The 20,345-nt window shown below is 68.1% G+C and carries 18 protein-coding genes and 6 pseudogenes; 12 read left to right on the top strand and 12 right to left on the bottom strand.

What is annotated here, in order from left to right; all coding sequences use genetic code 11:
• Positions 1 to 3: 3 nt before the first annotated feature.
• From QQY66_RS40955 to allB, 3 genes are read right to left on the bottom strand one after another with little or no spacing between them, the layout of a single operon-like run.
• Positions 4 to 1,017, bottom strand: coding sequence for a hypothetical protein (locus QQY66_RS40955; protein ID WP_301985467.1), 1,014 nt, complete (start codon positions 1,015 to 1,017; stop codon positions 4 to 6).
• Between the two features lie 54 nt (positions 1,018 to 1,071).
• Entirely contained in the window at positions 1,072 to 2,187 is a 1,116-nt protein-coding gene (gene alc, locus QQY66_RS40950; protein ID WP_301985466.1) for an allantoicase, read from the bottom strand.
• Positions 2,188 to 2,231: 44 nt separating this feature from the next.
• Complete coding sequence (allB, locus tag QQY66_RS40945; protein ID WP_301985465.1) at positions 2,232 to 3,569, bottom strand: allantoinase AllB; 1,338 nt, start codon at positions 3,567 to 3,569, stop codon at positions 2,232 to 2,234.
• Positions 3,570 to 3,859: 290 nt separating this feature from the next.
• On the opposite strand from allB, the gene QQY66_RS40940 reads away from it, so the two are divergent.
• From QQY66_RS40940 to aceB, 4 genes and pseudogenes are all read left to right on the top strand, one after another.
• Entirely contained in the window at positions 3,860 to 4,663 is an 804-nt protein-coding gene (locus QQY66_RS40940) for an IclR family transcriptional regulator (protein ID WP_301985464.1), read from the top strand.
• A pseudogene (locus QQY66_RS40935) lies at positions 4,663 to 5,109 on the top strand (DUF6304 family protein); the annotation flags it as partial. The gene QQY66_RS40940 and the pseudogene QQY66_RS40935, both read left to right, overlap by 1 nt.
• Before the next feature lie 252 nt (positions 5,110 to 5,361).
• Positions 5,362 to 5,961 (top strand): nucleotidyltransferase family protein, encoded by a 600-nt coding sequence (locus QQY66_RS40930; RefSeq protein WP_301987659.1) that lies wholly within the window; start codon positions 5,362 to 5,364, stop codon positions 5,959 to 5,961.
• Positions 5,962 to 6,157: 196 nt separating this feature from the next.
• Complete coding sequence (gene aceB, locus QQY66_RS40925; RefSeq protein WP_301985463.1) at positions 6,158 to 7,780, top strand: malate synthase A; 1,623 nt, start codon at positions 6,158 to 6,160, stop codon at positions 7,778 to 7,780.
• Positions 7,781 to 7,783: 3 nt separating this feature from the next.
• Here the strand turns inward: aceB and QQY66_RS40920 are convergent, their stop codons facing one another.
• Together QQY66_RS40920 and QQY66_RS40915 are read right to left on the bottom strand one after the other, a co-directional pair.
• Entirely contained in the window at positions 7,784 to 8,062 is a 279-nt protein-coding gene (locus tag QQY66_RS40920; protein WP_301985462.1) for a SelT/SelW/SelH family protein, read from the bottom strand.
• Positions 8,059 to 8,973 (bottom strand): HipA family kinase, encoded by a 915-nt coding sequence (locus QQY66_RS40915; protein WP_301987658.1) that lies wholly within the window; start codon positions 8,971 to 8,973, stop codon positions 8,059 to 8,061. The genes QQY66_RS40920 and QQY66_RS40915 overlap by 4 nt, the downstream gene beginning before the upstream one ends.
• 508 nt (positions 8,974 to 9,481) lie before the next feature.
• On the opposite strand from QQY66_RS40915, the pseudogene QQY66_RS40910 reads away from it, so the two are divergent.
• The 5 genes and pseudogenes from QQY66_RS40910 to QQY66_RS40890 form a co-directional block, all read left to right on the top strand.
• A pseudogene (locus QQY66_RS40910) lies at positions 9,482 to 9,595 on the top strand (integrase); the annotation flags it as partial.
• Positions 9,591 to 9,737 (top strand): annotated as a pseudogene (locus QQY66_RS40905) (XRE family transcriptional regulator); the annotation flags it as partial. The pseudogenes QQY66_RS40910 and QQY66_RS40905, both read left to right, overlap by 5 nt.
• 180 nt (positions 9,738 to 9,917) lie before the next feature.
• Positions 9,918 to 10,211: pseudogene (locus QQY66_RS40900) on the top strand (IS5/IS1182 family transposase); the annotation flags it as partial.
• A 54-nt stretch (positions 10,212 to 10,265) separates the two neighbouring features.
• A pseudogene (locus QQY66_RS40895) lies at positions 10,266 to 10,577 on the top strand (transposase); the annotation flags it as partial.
• Between the two features lie 143 nt (positions 10,578 to 10,720).
• Entirely contained in the window at positions 10,721 to 11,749 is a 1,029-nt protein-coding gene (locus QQY66_RS40890; protein WP_301985460.1) for a helix-turn-helix transcriptional regulator, read from the top strand.
• Here the strand turns inward: QQY66_RS40890 and QQY66_RS40885 are convergent.
• From QQY66_RS40885 to QQY66_RS40870, 4 genes and pseudogenes are all read right to left on the bottom strand, one after another.
• Complete coding sequence (locus tag QQY66_RS40885) at positions 11,733 to 12,335, bottom strand: hypothetical protein (RefSeq protein ID WP_301985459.1); 603 nt, start codon at positions 12,333 to 12,335, stop codon at positions 11,733 to 11,735. The genes QQY66_RS40890 and QQY66_RS40885 overlap by 17 nt on opposite strands.
• 10 nt (positions 12,336 to 12,345) lie before the next feature.
• Positions 12,346 to 14,577 carry a glycoside hydrolase domain-containing protein gene (locus tag QQY66_RS40880; protein ID WP_301985458.1) on the bottom strand — a complete coding sequence of 744 codons (2,232 nt, stop codon included), beginning with the start codon at positions 14,575 to 14,577 and terminating at the stop codon, positions 12,346 to 12,348.
• 31 nt (positions 14,578 to 14,608) lie between these two features.
• Complete coding sequence (locus tag QQY66_RS40875) at positions 14,609 to 15,088, bottom strand: RICIN domain-containing protein (protein ID WP_301985457.1); 480 nt, start codon at positions 15,086 to 15,088, stop codon at positions 14,609 to 14,611.
• Positions 15,089 to 15,314: 226 nt separating this feature from the next.
• Positions 15,315 to 15,656 (bottom strand): annotated as a pseudogene (locus QQY66_RS40870) (transposase); the annotation flags it as partial.
• Positions 15,657 to 15,710: 54 nt separating this feature from the next.
• Here QQY66_RS40870 and QQY66_RS40865 point away from each other — a divergent pair.
• Entirely contained in the window at positions 15,711 to 16,058 is a 348-nt protein-coding gene (locus QQY66_RS40865) for a GNAT family N-acetyltransferase (protein ID WP_301985456.1), read from the top strand.
• Positions 16,059 to 16,384: 326 nt separating this feature from the next.
• Here the strand turns inward: QQY66_RS40865 and QQY66_RS40860 are convergent, their stop codons facing one another.
• Entirely contained in the window at positions 16,385 to 17,224 is an 840-nt protein-coding gene (locus QQY66_RS40860; protein WP_301985455.1) for a triacylglycerol lipase, read from the bottom strand.
• Between the two features lie 530 nt (positions 17,225 to 17,754).
• Between QQY66_RS40860 and QQY66_RS40855 the strand changes: the two genes are divergently transcribed.
• Both QQY66_RS40855 and QQY66_RS40850 read left to right on the top strand, forming a co-directional pair.
• Complete coding sequence (locus QQY66_RS40855; RefSeq protein WP_301985454.1) at positions 17,755 to 18,021, top strand: hypothetical protein; 267 nt, start codon at positions 17,755 to 17,757, stop codon at positions 18,019 to 18,021.
• Between the two features lie 276 nt (positions 18,022 to 18,297).
• A complete protein-coding gene (locus QQY66_RS40850) occupies positions 18,298 to 18,687 on the top strand; it encodes a hypothetical protein (protein WP_301985453.1) in 390 nt (129 codons plus the stop codon).
• A gap of 63 nt (positions 18,688 to 18,750) precedes the next feature.
• Here QQY66_RS40850 and QQY66_RS40845 read toward each other — a convergent pair whose 3' ends face one another.
• Positions 18,751 to 19,314, bottom strand: coding sequence for a dihydrofolate reductase family protein (locus QQY66_RS40845; RefSeq protein WP_301985452.1), 564 nt, complete (start codon positions 19,312 to 19,314; stop codon positions 18,751 to 18,753).
• A gap of 137 nt (positions 19,315 to 19,451) precedes the next feature.
• Positions 19,452 to 20,231 carry a MerR family transcriptional regulator gene (locus QQY66_RS40840; RefSeq protein WP_301985451.1) on the bottom strand — a complete coding sequence of 260 codons (780 nt, stop codon included), beginning with the start codon at positions 20,229 to 20,231 and terminating at the stop codon, positions 19,452 to 19,454.
• Positions 20,232 to 20,345 lie beyond the last annotated feature (114 nt).

Here is a 20,345-nt window from a genome sequence, read left to right as displayed (position 1 = left end):
CGGTCATGGCAGTGACTTCTTGACCCGGTGCAGGTAGCTGAAGTCGTGGCCGTCTCGAGATCTCGCCAACGGGCGGATCTCGCGGGTGGCCACGTTCAGCGCGTAGCCGCCGACCGCGCCCAGGACCCAGGTCAGGCCGGGTTCCACCATGCTCCCGACGGCCGCTCCCAGGGCGACGGTCACCATCACCGACCGCTCCACCCAGGCCATACGGCTGCTCTTCGCAGCCCCGCGGTAGTCCTCCACGGACTGGTCGATCTCGCGACGCAGCTGGGAGAGGACGTCCGCGGGGTGTTCGTAATCGCGCCGCAGATCGCCGAGCAGTCGGTGCAGGGCGCGCATCAGGCGCTGCCGCTCGTCGGCGTACCGGTCGCGGAAGGCGAGGACGTCGGCGGTGGGGGTGCCGGGGGCGGGGACCGGGAGAAGCCCGCCGAGTTCCGTCTCGTACGCGAGCAGGTGTTGCTCGGCAGGGGCACGCAGCGAGCAGTCGTACGCGTCCGGACGGTCGGTGTACGGGATGTACGAGACCGGTCCCTCCAGGGCCAGTTCGCGCGCCAGGACGCCGATGATCAGTTCCTGGACCTGCTTCGGTACGGCGAGCCTCCACCAATCGTCCTCCCATCGCTCGGCGAGACCGAGGCGCAGCAGGTCCCGCTCCAGCCCGCGGCTGAGCTTCGACTGGTAGATGAAGGCTTCCGGCGGCGACGGCAGCGAGGGCCGGTCAGGACTGCCCGCCATGCGGCGCAGTTCCTGGCGCAGCACCTCGGCAGCGAGGTTGCCGCCGACGTCAGGGCGCCCGTACCTCGGGGCGTACAGCAGCTCCATCGAGCGGTCGTCGAAGTGGAGCGGCCGGTACAGGGACCGGTCCCGCAGCTCCTTGAGCTCCGCCGAGACCGCGGCCTCGTACACCTCGGGTTCCCGCGGTACGACCGAGGCGATCCCGTCCCAGTACAGCAGGGCCTGGTGCAGGACCTCAGTCGGTGGCTTCACCAACGGGTAGTAGAGCAGAACCGCCATCACGCCTCCCCGTGAACACCCCTGTTCCAAAAGGGGTGTTCACGGTAGCGGAGTTCAGCCGCCCAGTTCCTGGTGTCGCGCCGCCAGCCCCGCCGCGCCCTGCTGTGTCAGCGAGCCGTGCAGCCGCAGGCGGGAGATGCCGCCGTCGGGGTAGATGTCCACGCGCGCGTGCGTGCCGACGGCGGGGGCGGACAGGGCGAAGCGGTGGTTGGTGTCGGGCTGGAGGCGGGTGCGGGGCAGGATCTCCTGCCACTCCCCCTCCTCGCCGTCCTTCACCGACACCGACGCCCAACCCGCGCTGTTGCCCTTCAGATACGCCGTGTCGATCTCGATCGCGCGGATCTGGGACTGGGCCACCAGCCGGTACCTGATCCAGTCGTTGCCCTGGTCGCGGCGGCGGCGGGTCTCCCAGCCGTCGTCCATCTTGCGGGAGCGGCCCGGCTGGATGGTGTTGGTGGCCGGTGAGTAGAAGAGGTTGGAGGCGTCCTCGGCCTGGCCGCCGTTCTCCAGGGCGACCACGTCGAAGGTGCCCAGGACCGCGAGCCATGCCGGGTCCGGGACGACCTCGCCGTACACGCGCAGGCGGGCGATGCCGCCGTCGGGGTGCTGGTTGACGCGGAGGTGGGTGAAGCGCTGTTCGACGGAGACCTCGAAGCCGTTCGCCGCGTGGCCGCCCACCGCGGTGCGCGGGACCAGCGTCGTCCACTTCACGTCGTCGCCCAGCAGCTCCTCGGGGGACGGGGAGCCCGCCACCGACGTGCCCTCGATCGACACCGCCTGCGGGTAGTTGCCGCGGAAGTGGGCCGTGTCGACGACGATCCCGCGGATCACGCCGGGCGCGCCGAGGCGGACCAGCGCCCAGTCGTGGTCCTCGGCCGTCGGCCACGGGTGGCCGGCCGAGGCACCGCGACGCCGCCGTGTCTCCCAGCCGTCCATGATCTTGCCCTTGTGCCCGAAGTGCTCCGGGTCGAACTCGGCGCGCTCGGGCACCAGCAGGTTCTCGCGCTGGGCGAAGAACTCGTCGTTGGCGGCGATGACACCGGCGCCGAGCTGCCGGTCGGCGAGGTTGGCGTACTGGGTGAAGGGGAAGTCGGCGGTGCGGTAGTCCGCGTACGGGTCACCGCCTCCGTACGGGTTCGCGTCGCCGGTGAAACTCGGGGTCGCCGTCACAAGGTCTGCCTTTCGGGAGTCGGCCGCTGCGGGTGCGGGGTCGGTCAGGGGGTGCGGGTGAGGAGTTGGCCCTTCGGGTCCGTGAACTCGCCGTCCGCCACGATGCGTTCGCCGCGCAGCCAGGTTGACTTGACGACGCCGTACAGGGTCTTGCCCGCGTACGCCGTGACGCGGTTGCGGTGCTGGAGGGCCGCCGGGTCCACGGTGAACGATGCGTCGGGTGCGAGGACCGCGAAGTCGGCGTCGCGGCCGGCCTCGATGGCGCCCTTCTGACCGAGGCCGACGAGCTGAGCCGTCCGCTCGGACATCCAGCGCACGACGTCCTCCAGGCCGTGACCGCGCCTGCGCGCCTCGGTCCACACCGCCGCCAGGCTCAGCTGCAGGCCCGAGATGCCGCCCCACGCCGTCGCGAAGTCGTCGGTCTTCAGGTCGGCCGTGGACGGCGAGTGGTCGGTGACCACGCAGTCGATCGTGCCGTCGGCCAGCGCCTGCCACAGCAGGTTCTGGTTGGCGGCCTCACGGATGGGCGGGCAGCACTTGAACTCGCTGGCGCCGTCCGGGACTTCCTCGGCGGTGATGGTGAGGTAGTGGGGGCAGGTCTCGACGGTGACGCGGACGCCTTCCGCCTTCGCCTCGGCGATCAGCGGCAGCGCGTCGCTCGACGACAGGTGCAGCACATGCACGCGCGCGTCCAGGCGCTTGGCCTGGGCGATCAGCTGGGCGATCGCCGTGTCCTCGGCGTCACGCGGGCGCGAGGCGAGGAAGTGCGCATACTTCGGGCCGCCGTGCTGCGGGGCCGCGGAGAGGTGATGCGGGTCCTCGGCGTGCACGATCAGCAGGCCGCCGAAGGAGGCGATCTCGGCCAGGGACCGGGCGAGCTGCTCCTGGTCGAGGTGCGGGAACTCGTCCACGCCCGACGGGGACAGGAACGCCTTGAAGCCGAAGACCCCGCTGTCGTGCAGCGGGCGCAGGTCCGCGACGTTGTCGGGCAAGGCGCCGCCCCAGAAACCGACGTCGATGTGCGCCTTGTCGGCGGCCACCTTCTGCTTCGTACGGAGGTTGTCGGCCGTCGTGGTCGGCGGCAGGGAGTTGAGCGGCATGTCGACGAGGGTGGTGATGCCGCCGGCGGCCGCGGCGCGTGTGGCGGTCCAGAAGCCCTCCCACTCGGTGCGGCCGGGGTCGTTGACGTGCACGTGGGTGTCGACCAGGCCGGGCAGCAGGACGTCGTCGCCGAAGTCCTCCAGCCGGGCGCCTGCGGGCACCTCGGCGTCGTACGGCTGGACCGCCGTGATCTTCCCGGCGGAGACCGCGACCGAGGCGGCGCGCGTCCCTTCCGGAGTGATGACACGCGTGGATCGCAACATCAGTTCGACGTCGGACACCCGGACCCCTCTCTCTGCCGCCGTTTACTTCCGGGAAACGGGATTTACTTCCACGTTACGGAATTCAACGTTCTGTTGAATGAGTCTTCACTCCCGCCCTCGCGCCGTCAAGGGCACACTTCTCCACAGTGCACCCGATGGCGTTACTCTGGACGTTTCCACAAAGTGGAATTAGTATTCCGGCAAGCAGAACGTAGCTATGCACAAGCGGGGAGTCAACCGACCGACGGGTAGGCTTCTGCTCTTCCTGCCTGTCCCGAAAAGGCCGCCAGTCCCGAAAGGAACGCGCCGTGCCGACGTCCAGCGCCAGCACCACCGACTCCGCCAAGTCCGCCACGGGCGGGGTCCAGTCCCTCGAGCGCGCCTTCGATCTTCTCGAGCGGATGGCGGACGCGGGCGGCGAGGTCGGGCTGAGCGAGCTGTCCGCCAGCAGCGGGCTGCCGCTGCCGACCATCCACCGCCTCATGCGCACACTGGTGGCCTGCGGTTACGTACGCCAGCAGCCCAACCGCCGCTATGCGCTGGGCCCCCGCCTGATCCGGCTCGGCGAGTCCGCTTCCCGGCTGCTCGGCACCTGGGCCCGCCCCTATCTCGCCCGCCTGGTCGAGGAGACCGGCGAGACGGCGAACATGGCGCTGCTCGACGGCGACGAGATCGTGTACGTGGCGCAGGTGCCGTCGAAGCACTCGATGCGCATGTTCACCGAGGTCGGCCGGCGGGTGCTGCCGCACTCCACGGGCGTGGGCAAGGCCCTGCTGGCGAACACACCGGACGACGAGGTGCGCGCCCTGCTCGCCCGCACCGGTATGCCGGCCGCCACGGAGAAGACGATCACCACGCCGGAGGGGTTCCTCGCGGGCCTGGACGACGTACGACGGCTCGGCTACGCGGTCGACGACAACGAGCAGGAGATCGGCGTCCGCTGCCTCGCGGTCTCGGTACCCAACTCCCCTACCCCGGCGGCCCTTTCCATCTCCGGCCCGGCGGGCCGGGTCACCGAGACGGCGACGGAGCGGATCGTGCCCGTGCTCCAGCAGATCGCCGGGGAACTGTCCGAGGCACTGGCCAGCAGCCAGAACCACGCCCCCGCGTGATGCAGCGCCGGCCCGGCCGGTACACCGATCGGCACGGGTCGGAGGAGATCGTCTTCGAGACCGACGGCCGGGAACTGATCCGTACGACGATCAGGGGCGTCCGCTTCGAGGGCGGCACGATGGACGATCTGGGCGCGCTGAGCGGTGAGCCGCCCGAGCAGGCGTTCTCGTTCTTCGACGGGGCACTGTGCTCCTGCCTCCTGGAGTGGGAGGTGCCGATACCGGTCGAGGTCAGGGGCAGCGGCGTACGCCCGGGACTGCTGCGGTGCGCCCTGCGGCTCGGGGGTCCGGCGGGCCCGCGACGCGGACTCGACGAGGAGACGCTGACCACCACCCTGCTCCTCGACGGGTACGAGTTCCGCAACGGGGACGGCCAGGGGGACTTCGAGGAGGCGCTGCACGACGTTCAGCGCAAGCTGCCGCGGGCGGCCCGGATGAAGGCCTGCATCGCCTGCGCCCGGTCCTCGTCGCTGCCGGTCACTGGCCGCCTCTGCCCCAAGCTCCGCAACACAGCTCTCCCCCGCGCACGCCGTTGTGCGCCTGTACGTCGTGATCGCGCCCGGACCCCCGGAAGGTTGGTCGGGCGCCGGGGGACGCGGGTCAGTAAACGCCACCCGATGCGGGATGCGCCACCGCGTGGACCGAAATTCAGTCTCCGGAAAGCCGTCGCGCGCCCGTGTCTCAGGTATGCAGGACGCATGACGGACAAGCAAGACACGGTGACCGGGCTGCTGCTCGCCGCGGGAGGCGGACGACGGCTCGGCGGACGCCCCAAGGCACTGCTGGAACACCGAGGCCGGCCACTCGTCGAACACGCGGTCGATGTCCTGCGGGCGGCCGGGTGCACCCGCGTCCATGTGGTGCTCGGGGCGCAGGCAGCGGTCGTACGGGAACGGGCGCGGCTGGAGGGGTGCGTGCTCGTGGACAACCCGGAGTGGGAGCAGGGCATGGGCTCCTCGCTGCGCGCCGGGCTCGGCTCGCTCGCCGGGACCCCCGCGACGGCTGCGCTCGTCTCACTCGTCGACCAGCCCGGCATCGGCCCGCAGGCGGTCGCCCGAGTTCTCGCCGCATACACGGACGAGGAGTCACTGGTCTCGGCCGCCTACGACGGGGTACGCGGGCATCCGGTGCTGTTCGGCGCCGCCCACTGGGCCGGCATCGCGGCCTCGGCGAGCGGGGACCGCGGGGCGCGCGCGTATCTGAAGGCGCACGAGGAGGCGATCACGCTCGTCGAGTGCGGGGATGTGGCCGAGGCCTACGACATCGACACGGAAGGCGACCTGAGCCACCTTGAGTGAGCATGGTGGCACCGAGCGCCACCATGCCTCGACTCGGAGAATCTCGACGTCAACAAACCATTGAACTTCCACCATGAGGAAACTAGTATCCACTGATCAGAAGCGCCCCGACGTTCCGCGGGCGCCGTCAGTCGCACCCGAGGACCCTGGCACCCCGTGCCACACGTACGCAGCCCGCTGAAGGAAGTGACAGCTCATGTCCGCACCAGCGCCGTCCCCGCTGGCCATCGTCGACGCCGAGCCCCTGCCCCGGCAGGAGGAGGTCCTCACCGAAGCGGCCCTCGCCTTCGTGGCCGAGCTGCACCGGAGGTTCACGCCCCGGCGTGACGAGCTCCTCGCCCACCGCGCCGAGCGCCGCGCCGAGATCGCCCGCACCTCCACGCTCGACTTCCTCCCCGAGACGGCCGCGATCCGCGCGGACGACTCCTGGAAGGTGGCCCCCTCCCCCGCGGCCCTGAACGACCGCCGCGTCGAGATCACCGGCCCCACCGACCGCAAGATGACCATCAACGCCCTCAACTCAGGCGCCAAGGTCTGGCTCGCCGACTTCGAGGACGCCTCCGCGCCGACCTGGGAGAACGTGGTCCTCGGCCAGCTCAACCTGATCGACGCCTACACCCGGAACATCGACTTCACCGACCCGAACTCCGGCAAGTCGTACGCCCTGAAGGCCGATGACGAGCTCGCGACCGTCGTCATGCGCCCGCGTGGCTGGCACCTCGACGAGCGCCACCTCCAGCTCGACGGCGAGCAAGTCCCCGGCGCCTTCGTCGACTTCGGCCTCTACTTCTTCCACAACGCCCAGCGTCTGCTCGACCTCGGCAAGGGCCCGTACTTCTACCTGCCCAAGACGGAGTCGCACCTGGAGGCCCGCCTCTGGAACGACGTCTTCGTCTTCGCGCAGGACTACGTCGGCATCCCCCAGGGCACCGTCCGCGCGACCGTCCTGATCGAGACGATCACGGCCGCGTACGAGATGGAGGAGATCCTCTACGAACTCCGCGACCACGCCTCGGGGTTGAACGCGGGCCGCTGGGACTACCTGTTCTCCATCGTGAAGAACTTCCGTGACGGCGGCGCCAAGTTCGTGCTCCCGGACCGCAACGCGGTCACCATGACCGCCCCGTTCATGCGGGCGTACACCGAACTCCTCGTCCGCACCTGCCACAAGCGCGGCGCGCACGCGATCGGCGGCATGGCGGCGTTCATCCCGTCCCGCCGTGACGAGGAGGTCAACAAGGTCGCCTTCGAGAAGGTGAAGGCGGACAAGGACCGCGAGGCGAACGACGGTTTCGACGGCTCCTGGGTCGCCCACCCCGACCTCGTCCCGATCGCCATGGCCTCCTTCGACGCCGTCCTCGGCGAGAAGCCGAACCAGAAGGACCGGCTCCGTGAGGACGTCGACGTCAAGGCGGCCGACCTGATCGCGGTCGACTCGCTCAAGGCGAAGCCGACGTACGACGGTCTGGTCAACGCCGTCCAGGTCGGCATCCGTTACATCGAGGCCTGGCTGCGCGGCCTCGGCGCGGTCGCCATCTTCAACCTGATGGAGGACGCGGCCACCGCCGAGATCTCCCGCTCGCAGATCTGGCAGTGGATCAACGCCGGCGTCGAGTTCGAGAACGGCGAGAAGGCCACCCCGGAGCTGGCCCGCAAGGTCGCCGCCGAGGAACTGGCGAACGTCCGCGCCGAGATCGGTGAGGAAGCCTTCGCGGCCGGGCACTGGCAGCAGGCCCACGACCTGCTGCTGACCGTCGCCCTCGACGAGGACTACGCGGACTTCCTGACGACGCCCGCGTACGAGCAGCTCAAGGGCTGATCCTCAGGAAGCAGGCTTGTCCGAGTGGCCCAGGGGCTTCCCCGGGGCCACTCGGTCGCGTACGGCCTGCTTGACCGCCGTCGGCTCGGGAAAGCCCTGCTCGCGGCGGTCCCAGACCACCTCGTCGTTCACGCGGACGACGAAGACGCCGCCGGTGCCGGGCTTGAGCGACAGCTCGGTCAGCTCGGTCTCGAAGGTCGTCAGCAACTCCTGCGCCAGCCAGGCCGCCCGGGGCAGCCACCGGCACTGGGTGCAGTACTCGATCTGTACGCGCTGTGTCATCCGAGGTGTACCGCCCCATCCTGTTCCACCGCCGGTCTGCCGTGCAGGTCCGGGACCTGCTTGAGCCACTTCGGACGGCCTCGCTGTGTCTTCGCCGCGCGCAGGGCCTGCTCGGCGGCGAGTTCCTCCCGGGTGGGGAAGTCCGTGGGGAGCCAGGCCTTGGAGGCCCGCACGCGCGCGTGGAGGTAGTCCACGTATGCCGTCCGGATGCCGTCCGGCGTCGCGAACCCCTCCTCTCCGGCCAGCCAGGCGTCCGGGACCTCGGCCGCGATCGCCCGCAGCAGCTCCCGCGTCACCTTCGGCGCCAGCTCGGCGTCGGCCGCGCGCACGTCCGGCGCGTAGTGCCCGAGCGCATGGTGCCGGAAGTCGTACGCCTTCTCCGGTTCCGTCGCGTCCCAGCGGTGGTGGAAGACGAGGGCGGCGCCGTGGTCGATGAGCCACAGGTGTGCGGGCACGGTGCCGGACGTGGGCCAGATCATCAGGTTGGAGCTGTGGACCGTACGGTCGACGTTGACGGTCAGCGCGTCGAGCCAGACGATCCGGCCCGCTTCCAGCGGATCCACGCGGAACGTCTCGGCGACCTCGGGCGTGAAGTCCTTCGCCCCCGGCAGGAAATCCATGCCGAGGTTGATCCCGGCGCTGGCGCTGTGCAGCTCCCGCACCTCCTGATGCGGCTCCCCGTCGGCGATCTCCGGGTCGAAGTGCACGAGCACCAGCTCGGGGAACCGCAGCCCCAGCGCACGCGCCAGCTCACCCACGATCACCTCGGCGACCAGCGCCTTCTTGCCCTGCGCGGAGCCGGTGAACTTCACGACGTACGTCCCCAGGTCGTCGGCCTCGACGACGCCGGGGACGGAGCCGCCGGAGCGGAGGGGTTCGATGTAGCGGGTGGCGGTGACCTCTCTCAGCATCTTCAAAGGCCCCACAGCTCGATTGCCTTACATTTCACGGCCAGCTCCAACGCGGTGCAATTGGGGAGAATCTGGGGAGTTTCGGCTGGCATGCTCGTCTCCCGTTCTCCCCAGCAGTCCGTCAATGGCGGTGCGCCCCTTACTTCCGGCCTCCGGCATGAAGTGAGCATAGTAACCAAGCGTGACAGCCGGGGAGGAGTGCGCGAGCCATCACGACGAGCGCCAGGCCAACAGCCACAGCTCGGCCGTCGCGCCACGGTCGATTTCTCCGGTGCGGACGGTGTCGCACCGTCTCACCTGGTGCCGTCGAGCGGGCAACCTCTGCCGACTGGGCTGCGCTTGCCTCCGGCTTGGTACCCGATAACGCCCTGACGAGCACCAGCCCCGTAACCGAACAGGAATCAACGTCGATTCGATGCCCTTTTTCCGTCCAGACACTCCCCAAGAGCCACGCCCGCAGCGAGCACGCGCGAGCAATCCCAGATCGGTAACGATCGGCTCGCGCTGAAAGATCCAAGAGCAGGTCGGCCACGTCTATGCGTCGACGACGGCGTTGTACACGTGGGTGTCGGACGAGTACCGAAACAGGTTGCTGGAGGCATCGTTGGCCCGGCGCGGTGATGAAGAGGATGGGGTTCGAGTGGAACCTGCGCCGGCTGATGGCCGAGCGGGACATGTTCCAGACGACGGATCTGGTGCCGCGGCTGGCCGAGTACGGGGTGCATCTGTCGAGGGAGCAGGTGTTCCGGCTGGTCACGCAGCCCTCGGTGAAGGAGGACCGGCGCCAGGTCGCCAAGCCGACGGCGTCGGGCGAGAGCCCCGGGCCTGCGGTGGTCCCGCCGGCGAGGAAGGTGCGGGTGCGGCGCCCGGAGGGCCTCGCCGACCGATTGACCGCGTTCCTGCCCGCCCTGGCCGGTGAGGACGCCGCCCGGATCGTCGCCGCGATGACCCCCGCCGCCCGGGGACGGATCCGCGCCCACCTCGCCCGTCATCCCGACGCCTTGGTCAGCGGGGCGTCCGACGCACGCACCCGCAGGGGCGCACGGGCGCTGGGCGTCTTCAAGCAGGCCGTGCTGGTGCTGCGCTGGTTCGTCGACGGCACGCGTCTGGTCCAACTCGCCCGCGACAACGGCATCTCGCTGCCCACCTCTTGCCGCTACCTGCACGAAGGACTGACCGTGCTCGCCGACCACGCGCCGGGCCTGTCGACCGCGCTGGAGCGGGCCGCCGCGGCCGGCCCCAACAAAGCCGACCTGTGGTGGTCCGGGAAGCACAAGCACCACGGCGAACGAGTGCACCGTACGGATCGTGCAGCTGACTGCCCAGCCTGGGCTGGGTGGGCATCACCTGGGTGTGATGGATGCGGTACGCGTCGCCGACATTCTTCTCCCGGGTGTCGGGGTGTCTGGCTCGCCGGCGTGCGCCTGGACGGACAACGAGAACTCCGCACGCTGGCCGGCGGCTTGCGGCGCGACCGCGCAGCGGTGCTCGCGGCCCTCACTACCACGCACACATCGGGAGCGGTCGAGGGCAACGTCACCAGGATCAAACTGCTGAAGCGACAGATGTACGGCCGAGCAAACTTCGACCTCCTGCGACGCCGATCCTCTTGTCACCGTGATCAACCGAGCCGAGCAGAACCGGCCATTGTGCGCCCGGATTCCGGACCTTGTGCAACTCCTGTCACGTCGGGCGGCTCTAATCCAGTACGGGACGACTTCAGGTAGGGAACCCATACGGGGGAGCCATGCTCAAGTTCCACTTCACGGGCGCCGATATGGCCCGCATCCGGATGGCGGCAGGTCCGGATCCCATGTGGGAACTGCTGCTCAGCCTGCACCTGCTGGGGGGAAGCGACGGATCGGTCGTCTTCGGCGCGTGGAAACGGCACATCCGCAGCCGCCTGCCCAACAGCACCCGCCTGCTGTTCGATCTGGCACCGCCCCGCGGGTATTCAGCCGATTTCCTTACGCCGATGCCTGACCGAGGCGAACTGGAACCTGGCATCGACGCCGTCCTGTCCACCTCACGCGGTCGACTCAGACATGACGTCGCTCGTCTTGCCACGGTCCGGCCCCTCGGCTCGCGAACCCTGTCGCTGGCCGAGGCGGGCTCCGCCGCGATGCTCTGCCTCGGCGCGGCCCTACGGGGGTACTTCAACGTGGCGTTGCAGCCGTACTGGGCCCAAGTGGGGTCCTCGATCAAGGCGGACCGTGCCGTCCGCGTACGGGCGATCCTGGACGGGGGCACCGAGGGCATGCTGGCCACACTGCACCCCTCCCTGCGCTGGCAGCCCGGTATCCTCACCGTGGCCAGCGCCTACGAACGCGACATCCGTCTCGACGGGCGCGGCCTGCTGTTGCTGCCCTCCTTCTTCTGCTGGCGGGCCCCCATCACTCTGCGCGATCCCGGTCTTCCTCCGGTGATCGTCTATCCGATAGCCCACGATCTCAGGTGGTCGCAGGCTGATGCCGGTCAGGGCCGCGACGGACGGGAGGCACTGGGCACCCTGCTGGGGAGGACCCGAGCCGATGTCCTGGCGGCCATCGCCGACGGCGGCGGATCCACCAGTGAACTGGCCCGGCGGTTGGTCGTCTCCCCGGCGTCGGTCTCCCAGCATGCCGCGGCGCTGCGTGACTCAGGCCTCATCGTCACCCACCGCCGCGGACAGAGTGTTCACCACAGTGCCACGGCACTCGGGAGCGCACTGCTGGACGGCCACCGGCGCATCCCGCAGCCGTCCCGCCGGTCACCGGCGGTCATGCACCCAATGTGAACACCCCCGCGCCCAGCCCCGGGGTGTCCGCCCAGCCCTTGATGCGGGCGGCCAGACGACGCAACCGGGGGTCGCCAGGAGGAACGTCGATCTGAAAGTGCGCCACGTGCGGTCGGCGGAGACGGCCGCCCCACGCCACCACCCCCTCGCACTCCTTGAGGATGTCCCGGACCGCAGTCTGCTGGTGTGGGAAGAGGGTCCCAGTCGCGCCCGGCGGGTAGGCGTCGGGGCGGATGGCGACTGCAGTTCCTGAAGCGTAGTTGGCGGCGTGGCCGGCCGGTCCGGCAGCGGGCCGGTGCCCAGCCAGTTCGTGCCGCGCCACCTCGTCGACCTCGTAGTGGAACCGCCGTATGACGTGGATGAGCACCACCGAGACGTCGCCCTCGCGGAGCGCGACGGACGCCGGGGTTCCCGGCACCGGCTGGGTCGCGATGCCAGTGTCCGTGATCGGCCACCCGTTGGTGCTCCCGCCCACCGCCGAGGCTGCCGTTCCGGCCAGGGGAACGGTGACGCCGACCGACACCACTCCGGCGAGCCCCGCCAGTAGGACGGACCGCCGCGGCAGTCCTCTGTCACTTGTGTACATACCAGTCCCCTCAACCGCGCAGAGCCGCGTTGTACTTCTCGAAGATGTTGTAGAGGTCGCGCGCCCGGCGCCCGTACTCCCCGGCGCCGTTGTACTTGGTGAGCACCGCGACGTTGTCGGCGTCGGAGTAGCGGAGCCGGTCGGTCGTGACGCCCGCCTCGTGGGCGGAGTGGATGTGGATCAGGGGTACGGCGCCGACGTTGTAGTCGTCGTCGTCCCGCAGCCGCTTCCAGACGTCCCGTCGTACGTGCCAGTCGTCCAGGTTCAGGGGCGTGCCCGGAATCACGCCGGCGCCGACACAGTGGTTACGGGCCAGGATCGCGGTCTTGCCGAAGATCTGGGCGACGCCGGTGCTGGAGTCCTCCCGCCACACGGGCGGCGGGGCAGGCGGTTCACCGACGGGGTTCTGCTCCCATGCCTCGTACGTCTCTTTCCAGTGGAAGTAGCCCGCGACGAGGACGTCCACGCCGTCGTCGGTGAAGTCCGCCTGGTACTCCCAGAAGACCACGGCCTGGATGAGTGACTTGCGCATCCGGAAGGACCGGGCGAGGCCCGTGATCAGCGCGTCCATGTCCAGGACCTTGTTGGCACACTCCAGGGCCTCGCGGTCCCGGTACCAGTCGTCGTGGCCGTTGTTCTCGATGTAGTTGATCAGGTCCGTGAACAGGGCACCCTGCTGGGCCCGGTCGAAGGACACGTCCAGCGCACCGTCCGTACCCCGGGGCGTGAACTGGGTCTGTCCCCGGTCACGTCCGGAGGCGACGTTCTTGTCGATCTCGATGCGGCCGTCCCCGTCCCCGACCCAGATCGTCGCGATCTGGTCGAAGGCCCAGTCCCTCGGCAGTGGGAAGCCCAGGTTGCCGCTGTAGCCGGTCGACATGTCGGACACGAAACTGGAGGTGGTCAGGCCGACCCTGTCCAGACGGCTGCAGATGTTGCGTGGTGCGTAGACGCCGATGCGGTACTCGCTGCCGTAGTGGACCATGCGTTCGTTCAGCGCGCGGAAGTGCGGGATGACCCGGCTGGTCACCTCCTCGTCGACGGCGTCGTAGTCGACGGAGAAGTAGATGACGGTACCGGGCCGGAACCCGTGCCCCCGGGCGGCCTCCAGGGCCGCGAGGGCGTCTTTCGCCCCCTGCTGCGGGTTGAAGTACTCCGGGTCGCCGCCGTTCGTCTGGTAGATGGGGAAGAGGGACAGCCCGCCCGCGACGATCGTGGCGATCTCGCCGGGCTGGATCTTCTTGTTCTTCGGGTTCGGCACACTGGCGTTGGTCAGATAGCGGCCGACCGTCGTGTATCCGGCGGCCTTGAGAGCCAGGGCGCGTGCGGGAGTGATCTCGGTGATGCCGTCGCAGGCGGTGCCGGGCCGGGTGGGGTCGCCGGTGCTGACCAGCAGCGAGGCCCAGGTGCGGAAGTCGGCGCTGCCGTTGCTGGGCAACAACTGCGCGAACCGCTGGAACTCGGTGACCCTGTCAACCAGGGCTCCCGAATAGCGGCCGTCGAAGGCGACATCCCAGCCGTTGAAGCGCATGGCTGCCTGGAAGAGGTGGACAAACTGTTTCGTCGAGTCGCTCGAGCCGATGCCCAGGATCGCCTGCGTCCTGATGCCGTCCTGCGTGCCGGGTCCGAAACGGCCGTTCGCGACGTCGTCGCTCATGCCGATCTCGTACTGGATGGCGAACACGAGGGCCTTCTGGACGTCCCTGGAGAAGTGGCCGTCGCAGGGGCAGATGAAGAACTCCCGGCGTTTGACGTACCGGCCGTTGAGCCATTGCTGGATCGTGCGAACCTGTTCGGTGCCGTTGCCCACTCGGACGTACGGGTCCATCGTGAGCAGCGCCTTGAACACCTTCGGCTGCAGTCCGCTGCCCGGATACGCCCCGGCGACGCCCATGTTCGCCTTGAGCTCGGCGACGGACCCGGCCACTCGTGAGTTGTACGTGCCGTCGCTTCCGCCGCCGTCGTAGCCCTTGCAGTAGAGGCCGGACTGCACGATCCGGTAGACGTTTCCGTGTCGGGTGAGGTCGTCGATCTGCGGCCCGAAGCGTGACTGCAGAGTGCTCAGCGTCGTCGGTCCGAAGCTGTCGGACAGTGCTGTGATGCCCAGTTCGTGCTGGAGCGCCCGCGTCAGGGCGTACATCACCGTCCAGCTGGTCTTCCCGTTCACCTCGACCTTCGGGATGCCCGGGACGTTGTAGGAGTTGATGAAGCGCTGTGCCAGTTCGACCATCTCGTCGGCCATGCTGCCTGCCTCCTGCCTTCGCGCCGGGGCGTCAGACCCAGTCCTGGTGAAGGCCGCCGTTGCACCGGGTGGTGCGGAAGCCGCTGTTGTCGCTGTCGTCGATGCAGCGGTCGGTGGCCTGGTTGCGGAAGGTGAGGCGGACCTCGTGGTGACGGAGGATATGCCAGCTGACGTTCTCCGAGCTGCCGCAGAACTGGGTGCTGAATCCCGCGGGGCCGTCGTAGAGGCATCGCCCGGTCGCCAGGTTCTGGAAGCGGCGCGTGCCGTCGTTGAACACATGGACGTTCCACTTCTGGAAGTCCAGGCTGTTGCAGGGGAAGGTGCGGAACCCCAGGTTGCTGTCGTCCATGCACCTCAACGTGTCCAGGTTCTGGAAAGTGTTGACGGCCAGCACAACGGTCCCTCCGTCGCGCGCCGACGTGGCCGCGTCGGCGGTTCCGGCCGCGGTGACCATGGCCCCGGTGCACAGTACGGCTGTCAGCAGTGCCTTGATCGACTTTCTGGTGACCATGTTCATCCTCCGCATTCCTGGTGGTCCTCGGTGTGCGGGCCCAGGCTGGCGACGGCGATCGTGTCGCCGCCACACCTTTAAGCAATAGGTGAAACGTGTTTCGCGCCGGTGAGGAAAGGTGAGGCACTGCGCGGGTGCTGCCCGGGGCGTGCGGACGCTGAGGAGAGTCCGCGAATGCTTCAGAGAACGGCCCGAGAGGCCGGAATGGCTATGTCTGGAACGGGTTTCAGCGTGGTCGTGACGACGCTGCCCGCGACTCCGCCAACTCCAGTACAGCCGCAGGTTGAACTCGTGAAATCGTTGGGGGTGAGGGACAGTACAGTCCGGTTCCGGCGAGGCATCCGTCGATGACGTGAGGGCGGTACTGGATCTTCCTCATCCCGTGCCGAATGGTCTGGATGAGGTGCTCGGGGGTGGTGAAGGCGGTGTTGGACAGCCAGCCTCGCCGCAGCACCGACCAGATGCCCTCGACCGGGTTGAGGTCGGGTGCGTAGGCGGGCAACTGGTAGACGGTCAGCCAGTCCTGTCGGGCGATGAACTGCCGTATGCCGTAAGCGAGATGGACGTCCTCCTCGGTCCGTAATCCGGTCACCAGACGTGGCGCGGACATTACGATCGGGGCGTGACGATCAAGTACGAGTGGCGAGGCGACTTCGGCAACGCCGTCCTCAACGCACTACACGCTGAGCGCCACAGCTTCGGCTGGGTCTGCGCATGGGAGGACGACTCTCTGATCGGTTTCGTCAACGCCGTCTGGGACGGTGGAGTCCATTCCTTCATCCTGGACACGGTGGTCGCCCAGCGCTGCCGGGCCCAAGGAGTCCGCTCCGCGCTTGTCGCAACTGCAGCGGATGAAGCCCGTGCCGCGAAGTGCGAATGGCTTCACGTCGACTTCGAGGAGCACCTGCGTCCGTTCTACTTCGATGCCTGCGGCTTCAGGGAGACCGCAGCAGGTCTGATCGCTCTGTAACACAGGCCCAGTTCTGGGCCGCCACGCACACGACCAGGAGTTGTTTGCGCCCTGCCCGGTCCCAGCCCGTCTCGCCTATCGCGGCGAGTGACCGCGCCACACAAACTTCTTATGGTCGCGTACGCAGCGTGACCGCCGAGCGCGGACGCTCTACCCTGGCCGGATGCGGTCCCGTCCGGCCGGCCAGCACCGCGCCGATGAGTCGGATCAGTGCGGTGCGGTCAGGGAAGACGCCGAGGAAACTGCTGTGATTGCGAATTTTCCTCGGCCGGCGAACTGTCGAATACGCCTCTACAAGGCGTACCCCAAACTCAACGGGTAGAAAATTACGCGCCGAATTCCCAGTATGCGGCATTCAATGCCGTCTCAAGCGGCGAGGGCCGGTCATACCAGTCGGTCCACTGTACCGTCCAGACTCGGCCGAGATACTTGCCGCTCCGAAGTTCCTTCAGTTCAGTGTGGTCGATCGTCTTGGAGCCGCTTCCGTGGTACTGGGTTTTTCGACTCGCATTCACCCCAACTCCGGAATTCTCCGAAACCGTGGCGTCCCAGAAGGATGAGACTACCGTCCACTCCGTTCCCATACGCGAGATCGACGGGTTTTCGGGAAGCGTCTCGAGGAAATCACTGCCCGCAGTCATTTGCGAACACTGTTTCTGCCCTTCGAAGACTGTCTTGCACCCGAGGAGCTGTAGCCCGTTCGCCCCATTGTGCGGAGTGCCGAGCGTGACAACGTCCTCAACGTAGAGGTACGGCGGAAAACCCGAGGTACCGTTCCTGACGTGGTACAGCGCCGAGCGGATCACGAGGCCACCCATGGAATGGGCAACTACGTCGACCTTCCTGCCGTGACTGGTGTAGCTCTCGTAGATACGGTTGGCGAGTGCCTTGGCCACCGTCGTGATGGACGTTCCACGTGTACCGTTGTACTTGTAGGTGCAGTCCTCCCTGTTCCCCCCGGAATAGTAGCCGAACGTGACCAGGCTTCCGGTCCAGCCTTCGTCGTCGAAATGCGCAAGCGCGTCCGACCAGTAGTCGGAACAGTCGCTGGCCGCCGTCTCGCCCTTTGGGTCGAATCCGTGAACAAAAAACACGGTGTTGCTTTTGCCGTTGGACCGACTTGGCGCGGCGCTTGCCGGGGCGGCCCCCGCCAAGGTGATCACCATGGCGAGAAGTGTGGTTATGAAAAGCGTAGTTGATCTTCGGGCTCGTTGCATGACCTTACCCTCCGAGGCATTTCCGGGCGGATGGCCAGAGTTTCTGCAGGCCGGGACTGTCGGTGCAAACTGATGTAGCGTGAACTTTTAGGATCACTGGTCGAATTGCGCCCGAAATTCCCCCTCGGGCGGCCCGGTACCGAAGATTACGTGGCGGGCTGGAGATGGGCATGTCACGCGAACACGTGACAACGCCGGCACTCCTACGTTCATGCGCTTCTTTTGCCTGGAATCAGGCGTATTTGCCCCATGGTGGTGGCCGTGAGATGTCGCCCACACCCTGCCGGTCGCACTCGCGTTCGCTTAGGTTGGGGCGGGTCTCATCGGCGTGTGGGGGAAACGCTGTGAGGAATGCGGTCGGACCCCTTGCTTTTCTTCGCGGAGGCGGGAATTCCTTTAGTGGAGGCGGCGTACTGACGCAGGGACCCGCCCAACTCCAGCTTCGGCGAAGGTTCGCACGTCTGTCCGCTGTCCTGTTCATGGTCCTGCTGCGACATGGAGCGCGTAGGGCGGACCTCGCGCTGTCCGAGGAGGCGTCGGCGCGCGCGTCGACGCGGGCCCGGTCCGCCGCCCGCACCGACGAACGGGACCAGCAGCGGCTGTTGCACGACACCGTGCTCGCCACGCTCACCATGGTGGGCACCGGCAGCATCACCCGTGACTGGCACGCGATGTGGCGCACGCCCCCGCACCGCTGGATGCCCGAGAGGGCGGTGTTAGCGGACGGTCGTCGCGATGGGTCGTGATAGACGAGGACTTCCAACTCCACCAGCCGTTACTGGACTACCTCGACGGCCTTCGGGCCGCAGACTGTTCGGTGAACACCGAACGGAACTACGCGAGCCGAGTCGTGCTCTACCTCTCCTACACGGTGGCCTGCGGAATCGACTGGACCGCCCCCACACTCTCCATATGCCTTCCGGCACTCATATTGCCAACGTCACGGGATGCCGGGGTGCCATTGGACACCCTCGTTCTCGTCTCCTCAGGCACCCCTTGGAGCACACCACCAGGAGGAACCAGTGTCATACCCGCAACTGCTCACCCCCGAGGAGAAGCTCGCCGACGCGAAGAAGCTGTTGAGCCTCCCGCGTATCGTCGTGATCTGCGGCTCCACCCGCTTCATGACCGAGATGACCGAGGCCGATCTGCGGGAGACCAAAGCCGGAAAGATCGTCGTCAAGCCGGGCTGTGACATGAAGTCGCCGCACGAACTTTGGTCCGATCCTGTCGAGGCCGAGGCGCTGAAGGTTCGACTCGACGATCTGCACCGGGCGAAGATCCGGCTCGCTGATGAGGTGCTCGTAGTCGGCGACTACATCGGAGACAGCACCCGAGCCGAAATCGCCTACGCCCGGTCGCTGGGCAAGCCCGTGCGGTTCACGCACCCCGAAGTCGACCCTGCCGCCTGACCGCCCGCTGCCACCTCGACAACCAGGGCCGGCAGCCCGACGCCTGAAGGGGGAGGAACGCCGCTAGCGGTCCTTCGGGCGGTAGATGCGGCCGAAGGTGCGGGGGCTGTCCGTGAAGATCTCGACCAGTTCCCAGTCGATCCGGCGCCCGCCGGGGACGTCGAAGATGCGCACGCCGTCGCCGAGGAAGACCGGGGCGACGAAGACCTGCAGCTCGTCGATGAGGTCGTGCTCAAGCGCCTGGCGGGCGATGTCGGCACTGATGATCTGCACGTCCCGGTCGCCGGCGACTGCCTGAGCGCGACGGATCGCCTCCACGATGTCGCAGTTCAGCGGAATGACCGCCTGGTCGTCGGCGAGCTCCTCCGGACGGTGGGTCAGGACGAACTCCGTGCCGGACCACGCGCCGCCGTAGGCCTCGGAGGTCGTCTCGTCCCGCTCGTCCTGCTGCGCTTTCGCCGCGTCGTAGCCGGCCCGGCCGGAGATGATGACCGCGACCTCGCCTGCCATGCGCTCCGTGGTGCCGTCGGCCAGTGGTTCCGCCGCGGACATCCAGCTCATGTCGTGGCCCGGCCCTGTGATGAAGCCGTCGATCGAGCACGTGAACCCCCAGGCCACCTTGCCCATGTCTCCTCCTGGCTGCCGGGCTTGCGGACGCGTCCCCGGGAACGCCGGAAGAAGATATCGCGGTCGGGTGTCAGCCGGCCCGAGCCGCCGTACAGACTCCAGCGCGTCGGTGAACACGGAGCGCTCCAGGTGCGCGGCTAAGGCGTGCCCCCGGGCCGTCCTGTGCCGCCCGGCTGTTCCGTGGTCTGCCGTGCTTCCTTGAGCAGGATGCTCAGGCGGCGGAGGACGTCCACCTGGGCGTCGTTGTAGATGTCCTGGACGGCCTTGCCGATGGTCTTCTTGGCGAAGGCCTCGCCCTTGGGGGCGTCGGCGGGCAGGGTGCTCAAGCCGGGGTGCTGTCGCTGCAGCAACTGCACGAAGGGGACCAGGCGTTCGGCGACGTCGGCGCGGGTCTGTTCGTCGGCGTCGGGTGGCAGCTCCTCGAACGCCGCGCCGGCCGGATCGATGACGGGGTTCTTCATCAGGCCGGCGTAGGCCGCCGTGCCCTTCGGGCCGAGCACGGTGCTCATGACAGTGACGAACGAGTGATCCGTCTCGGACATCGGGGTTTCGGGCGCCGCCGCCGAGGCGAACTCCAGGGGCAGGTCGGTCGGCACCGACTTGCGCAGGATGAGACCGAGTTCCATCCTGGCCCGCTGCAACCGTTCGATGGTGGCGGCCAATTCCGCGTCGAGCGTACGCAAAGCTTCCTCCGGGTGATCGTCGGCCGTGCCCATCTCCGCGATCTGGGCGAGGGGGAACCCCAGGTCGACCATGCGCTTGATGCGCAGCAGCCGGACGAGGTGGGCCACGGTGTACTGCTTGTAGCCGTTGGCCCGGCGCTCCGGCTCATCGAGCAGGCCGACCTCGTGGTAGTGGCGTACGGCCCGCAGGCTGGTGCCCGCGAGCTCGGCGATCTCACGCGTGCTCCATGCCATTGCTTCGCACTCCGTTCGACTCCTGGCGGTTCGGCGCGCGGCCGTTGCTCACGCCATTCGAAACCATGCCGTCGCGGCATGGTCAAGCGCCCCTCCGTCCCTTCCCAACGGGCT

Source organism: Streptomyces sp. DG2A-72 (assembly GCF_030499575.1).
In the GTDB taxonomy this organism is placed as follows: Bacteria; Actinomycetota; Actinomycetes; order Streptomycetales; family Streptomycetaceae; genus Streptomyces.
The sequence above is the reverse complement of the archived record's forward strand: the minus strand, read 5'-3'. Positions and strand labels throughout refer to the sequence as shown.

Coding starts and splice junctions, on each gene's coding strand:
- QQY66_RS40955 (WP_301985467.1), bottom strand. CDS start 1,017: ATGGCGGTTCTGCTCTACTACCCGTTGGTGAAGCCACCGACTGAGGTC.
- QQY66_RS40930 (WP_301987659.1), top strand. CDS start 5,362: ATGACGGACAAGCAAGACACGGTGACCGGGCTGCTGCTCGCCGCGGGA.
- aceB (WP_301985463.1), top strand. CDS start 6,158: ATGTCCGCACCAGCGCCGTCCCCGCTGGCCATCGTCGACGCCGAGCCC.
- QQY66_RS40920 (WP_301985462.1), bottom strand. CDS start 8,062: ATGACACAGCGCGTACAGATCGAGTACTGCACCCAGTGCCGGTGGCTG.
- QQY66_RS40915 (WP_301987658.1), bottom strand. CDS start 8,973: ATGCTGAGAGAGGTCACCGCCACCCGCTACATCGAACCCCTCCGCTCC.
- QQY66_RS40890 (WP_301985460.1), top strand. CDS start 10,721: ATGCTCAAGTTCCACTTCACGGGCGCCGATATGGCCCGCATCCGGATG.
- QQY66_RS40885 (WP_301985459.1), bottom strand. CDS start 12,335: ATGTACACAAGTGACAGAGGACTGCCGCGGCGGTCCGTCCTACTGGCG.
- QQY66_RS40880 (WP_301985458.1), bottom strand. CDS start 14,577: ATGGCCGACGAGATGGTCGAACTGGCACAGCGCTTCATCAACTCCTAC.
- QQY66_RS40875 (WP_301985457.1), bottom strand. CDS start 15,088: ATGGTCACCAGAAAGTCGATCAAGGCACTGCTGACAGCCGTACTGTGC.
- QQY66_RS40860 (WP_301985455.1), bottom strand. CDS start 17,224: ATGGTGATCACCTTGGCGGGGGCCGCCCCGGCAAGCGCCGCGCCAAGT.
- QQY66_RS40855 (WP_301985454.1), top strand. CDS start 17,755: ATGGTCCTGCTGCGACATGGAGCGCGTAGGGCGGACCTCGCGCTGTCC.
- QQY66_RS40845 (WP_301985452.1), bottom strand. CDS start 19,314: ATGGGCAAGGTGGCCTGGGGGTTCACGTGCTCGATCGACGGCTTCATC.
- QQY66_RS40840 (WP_301985451.1), bottom strand. CDS start 20,231: ATGGCATGGAGCACGCGTGAGATCGCCGAGCTCGCGGGCACCAGCCTG.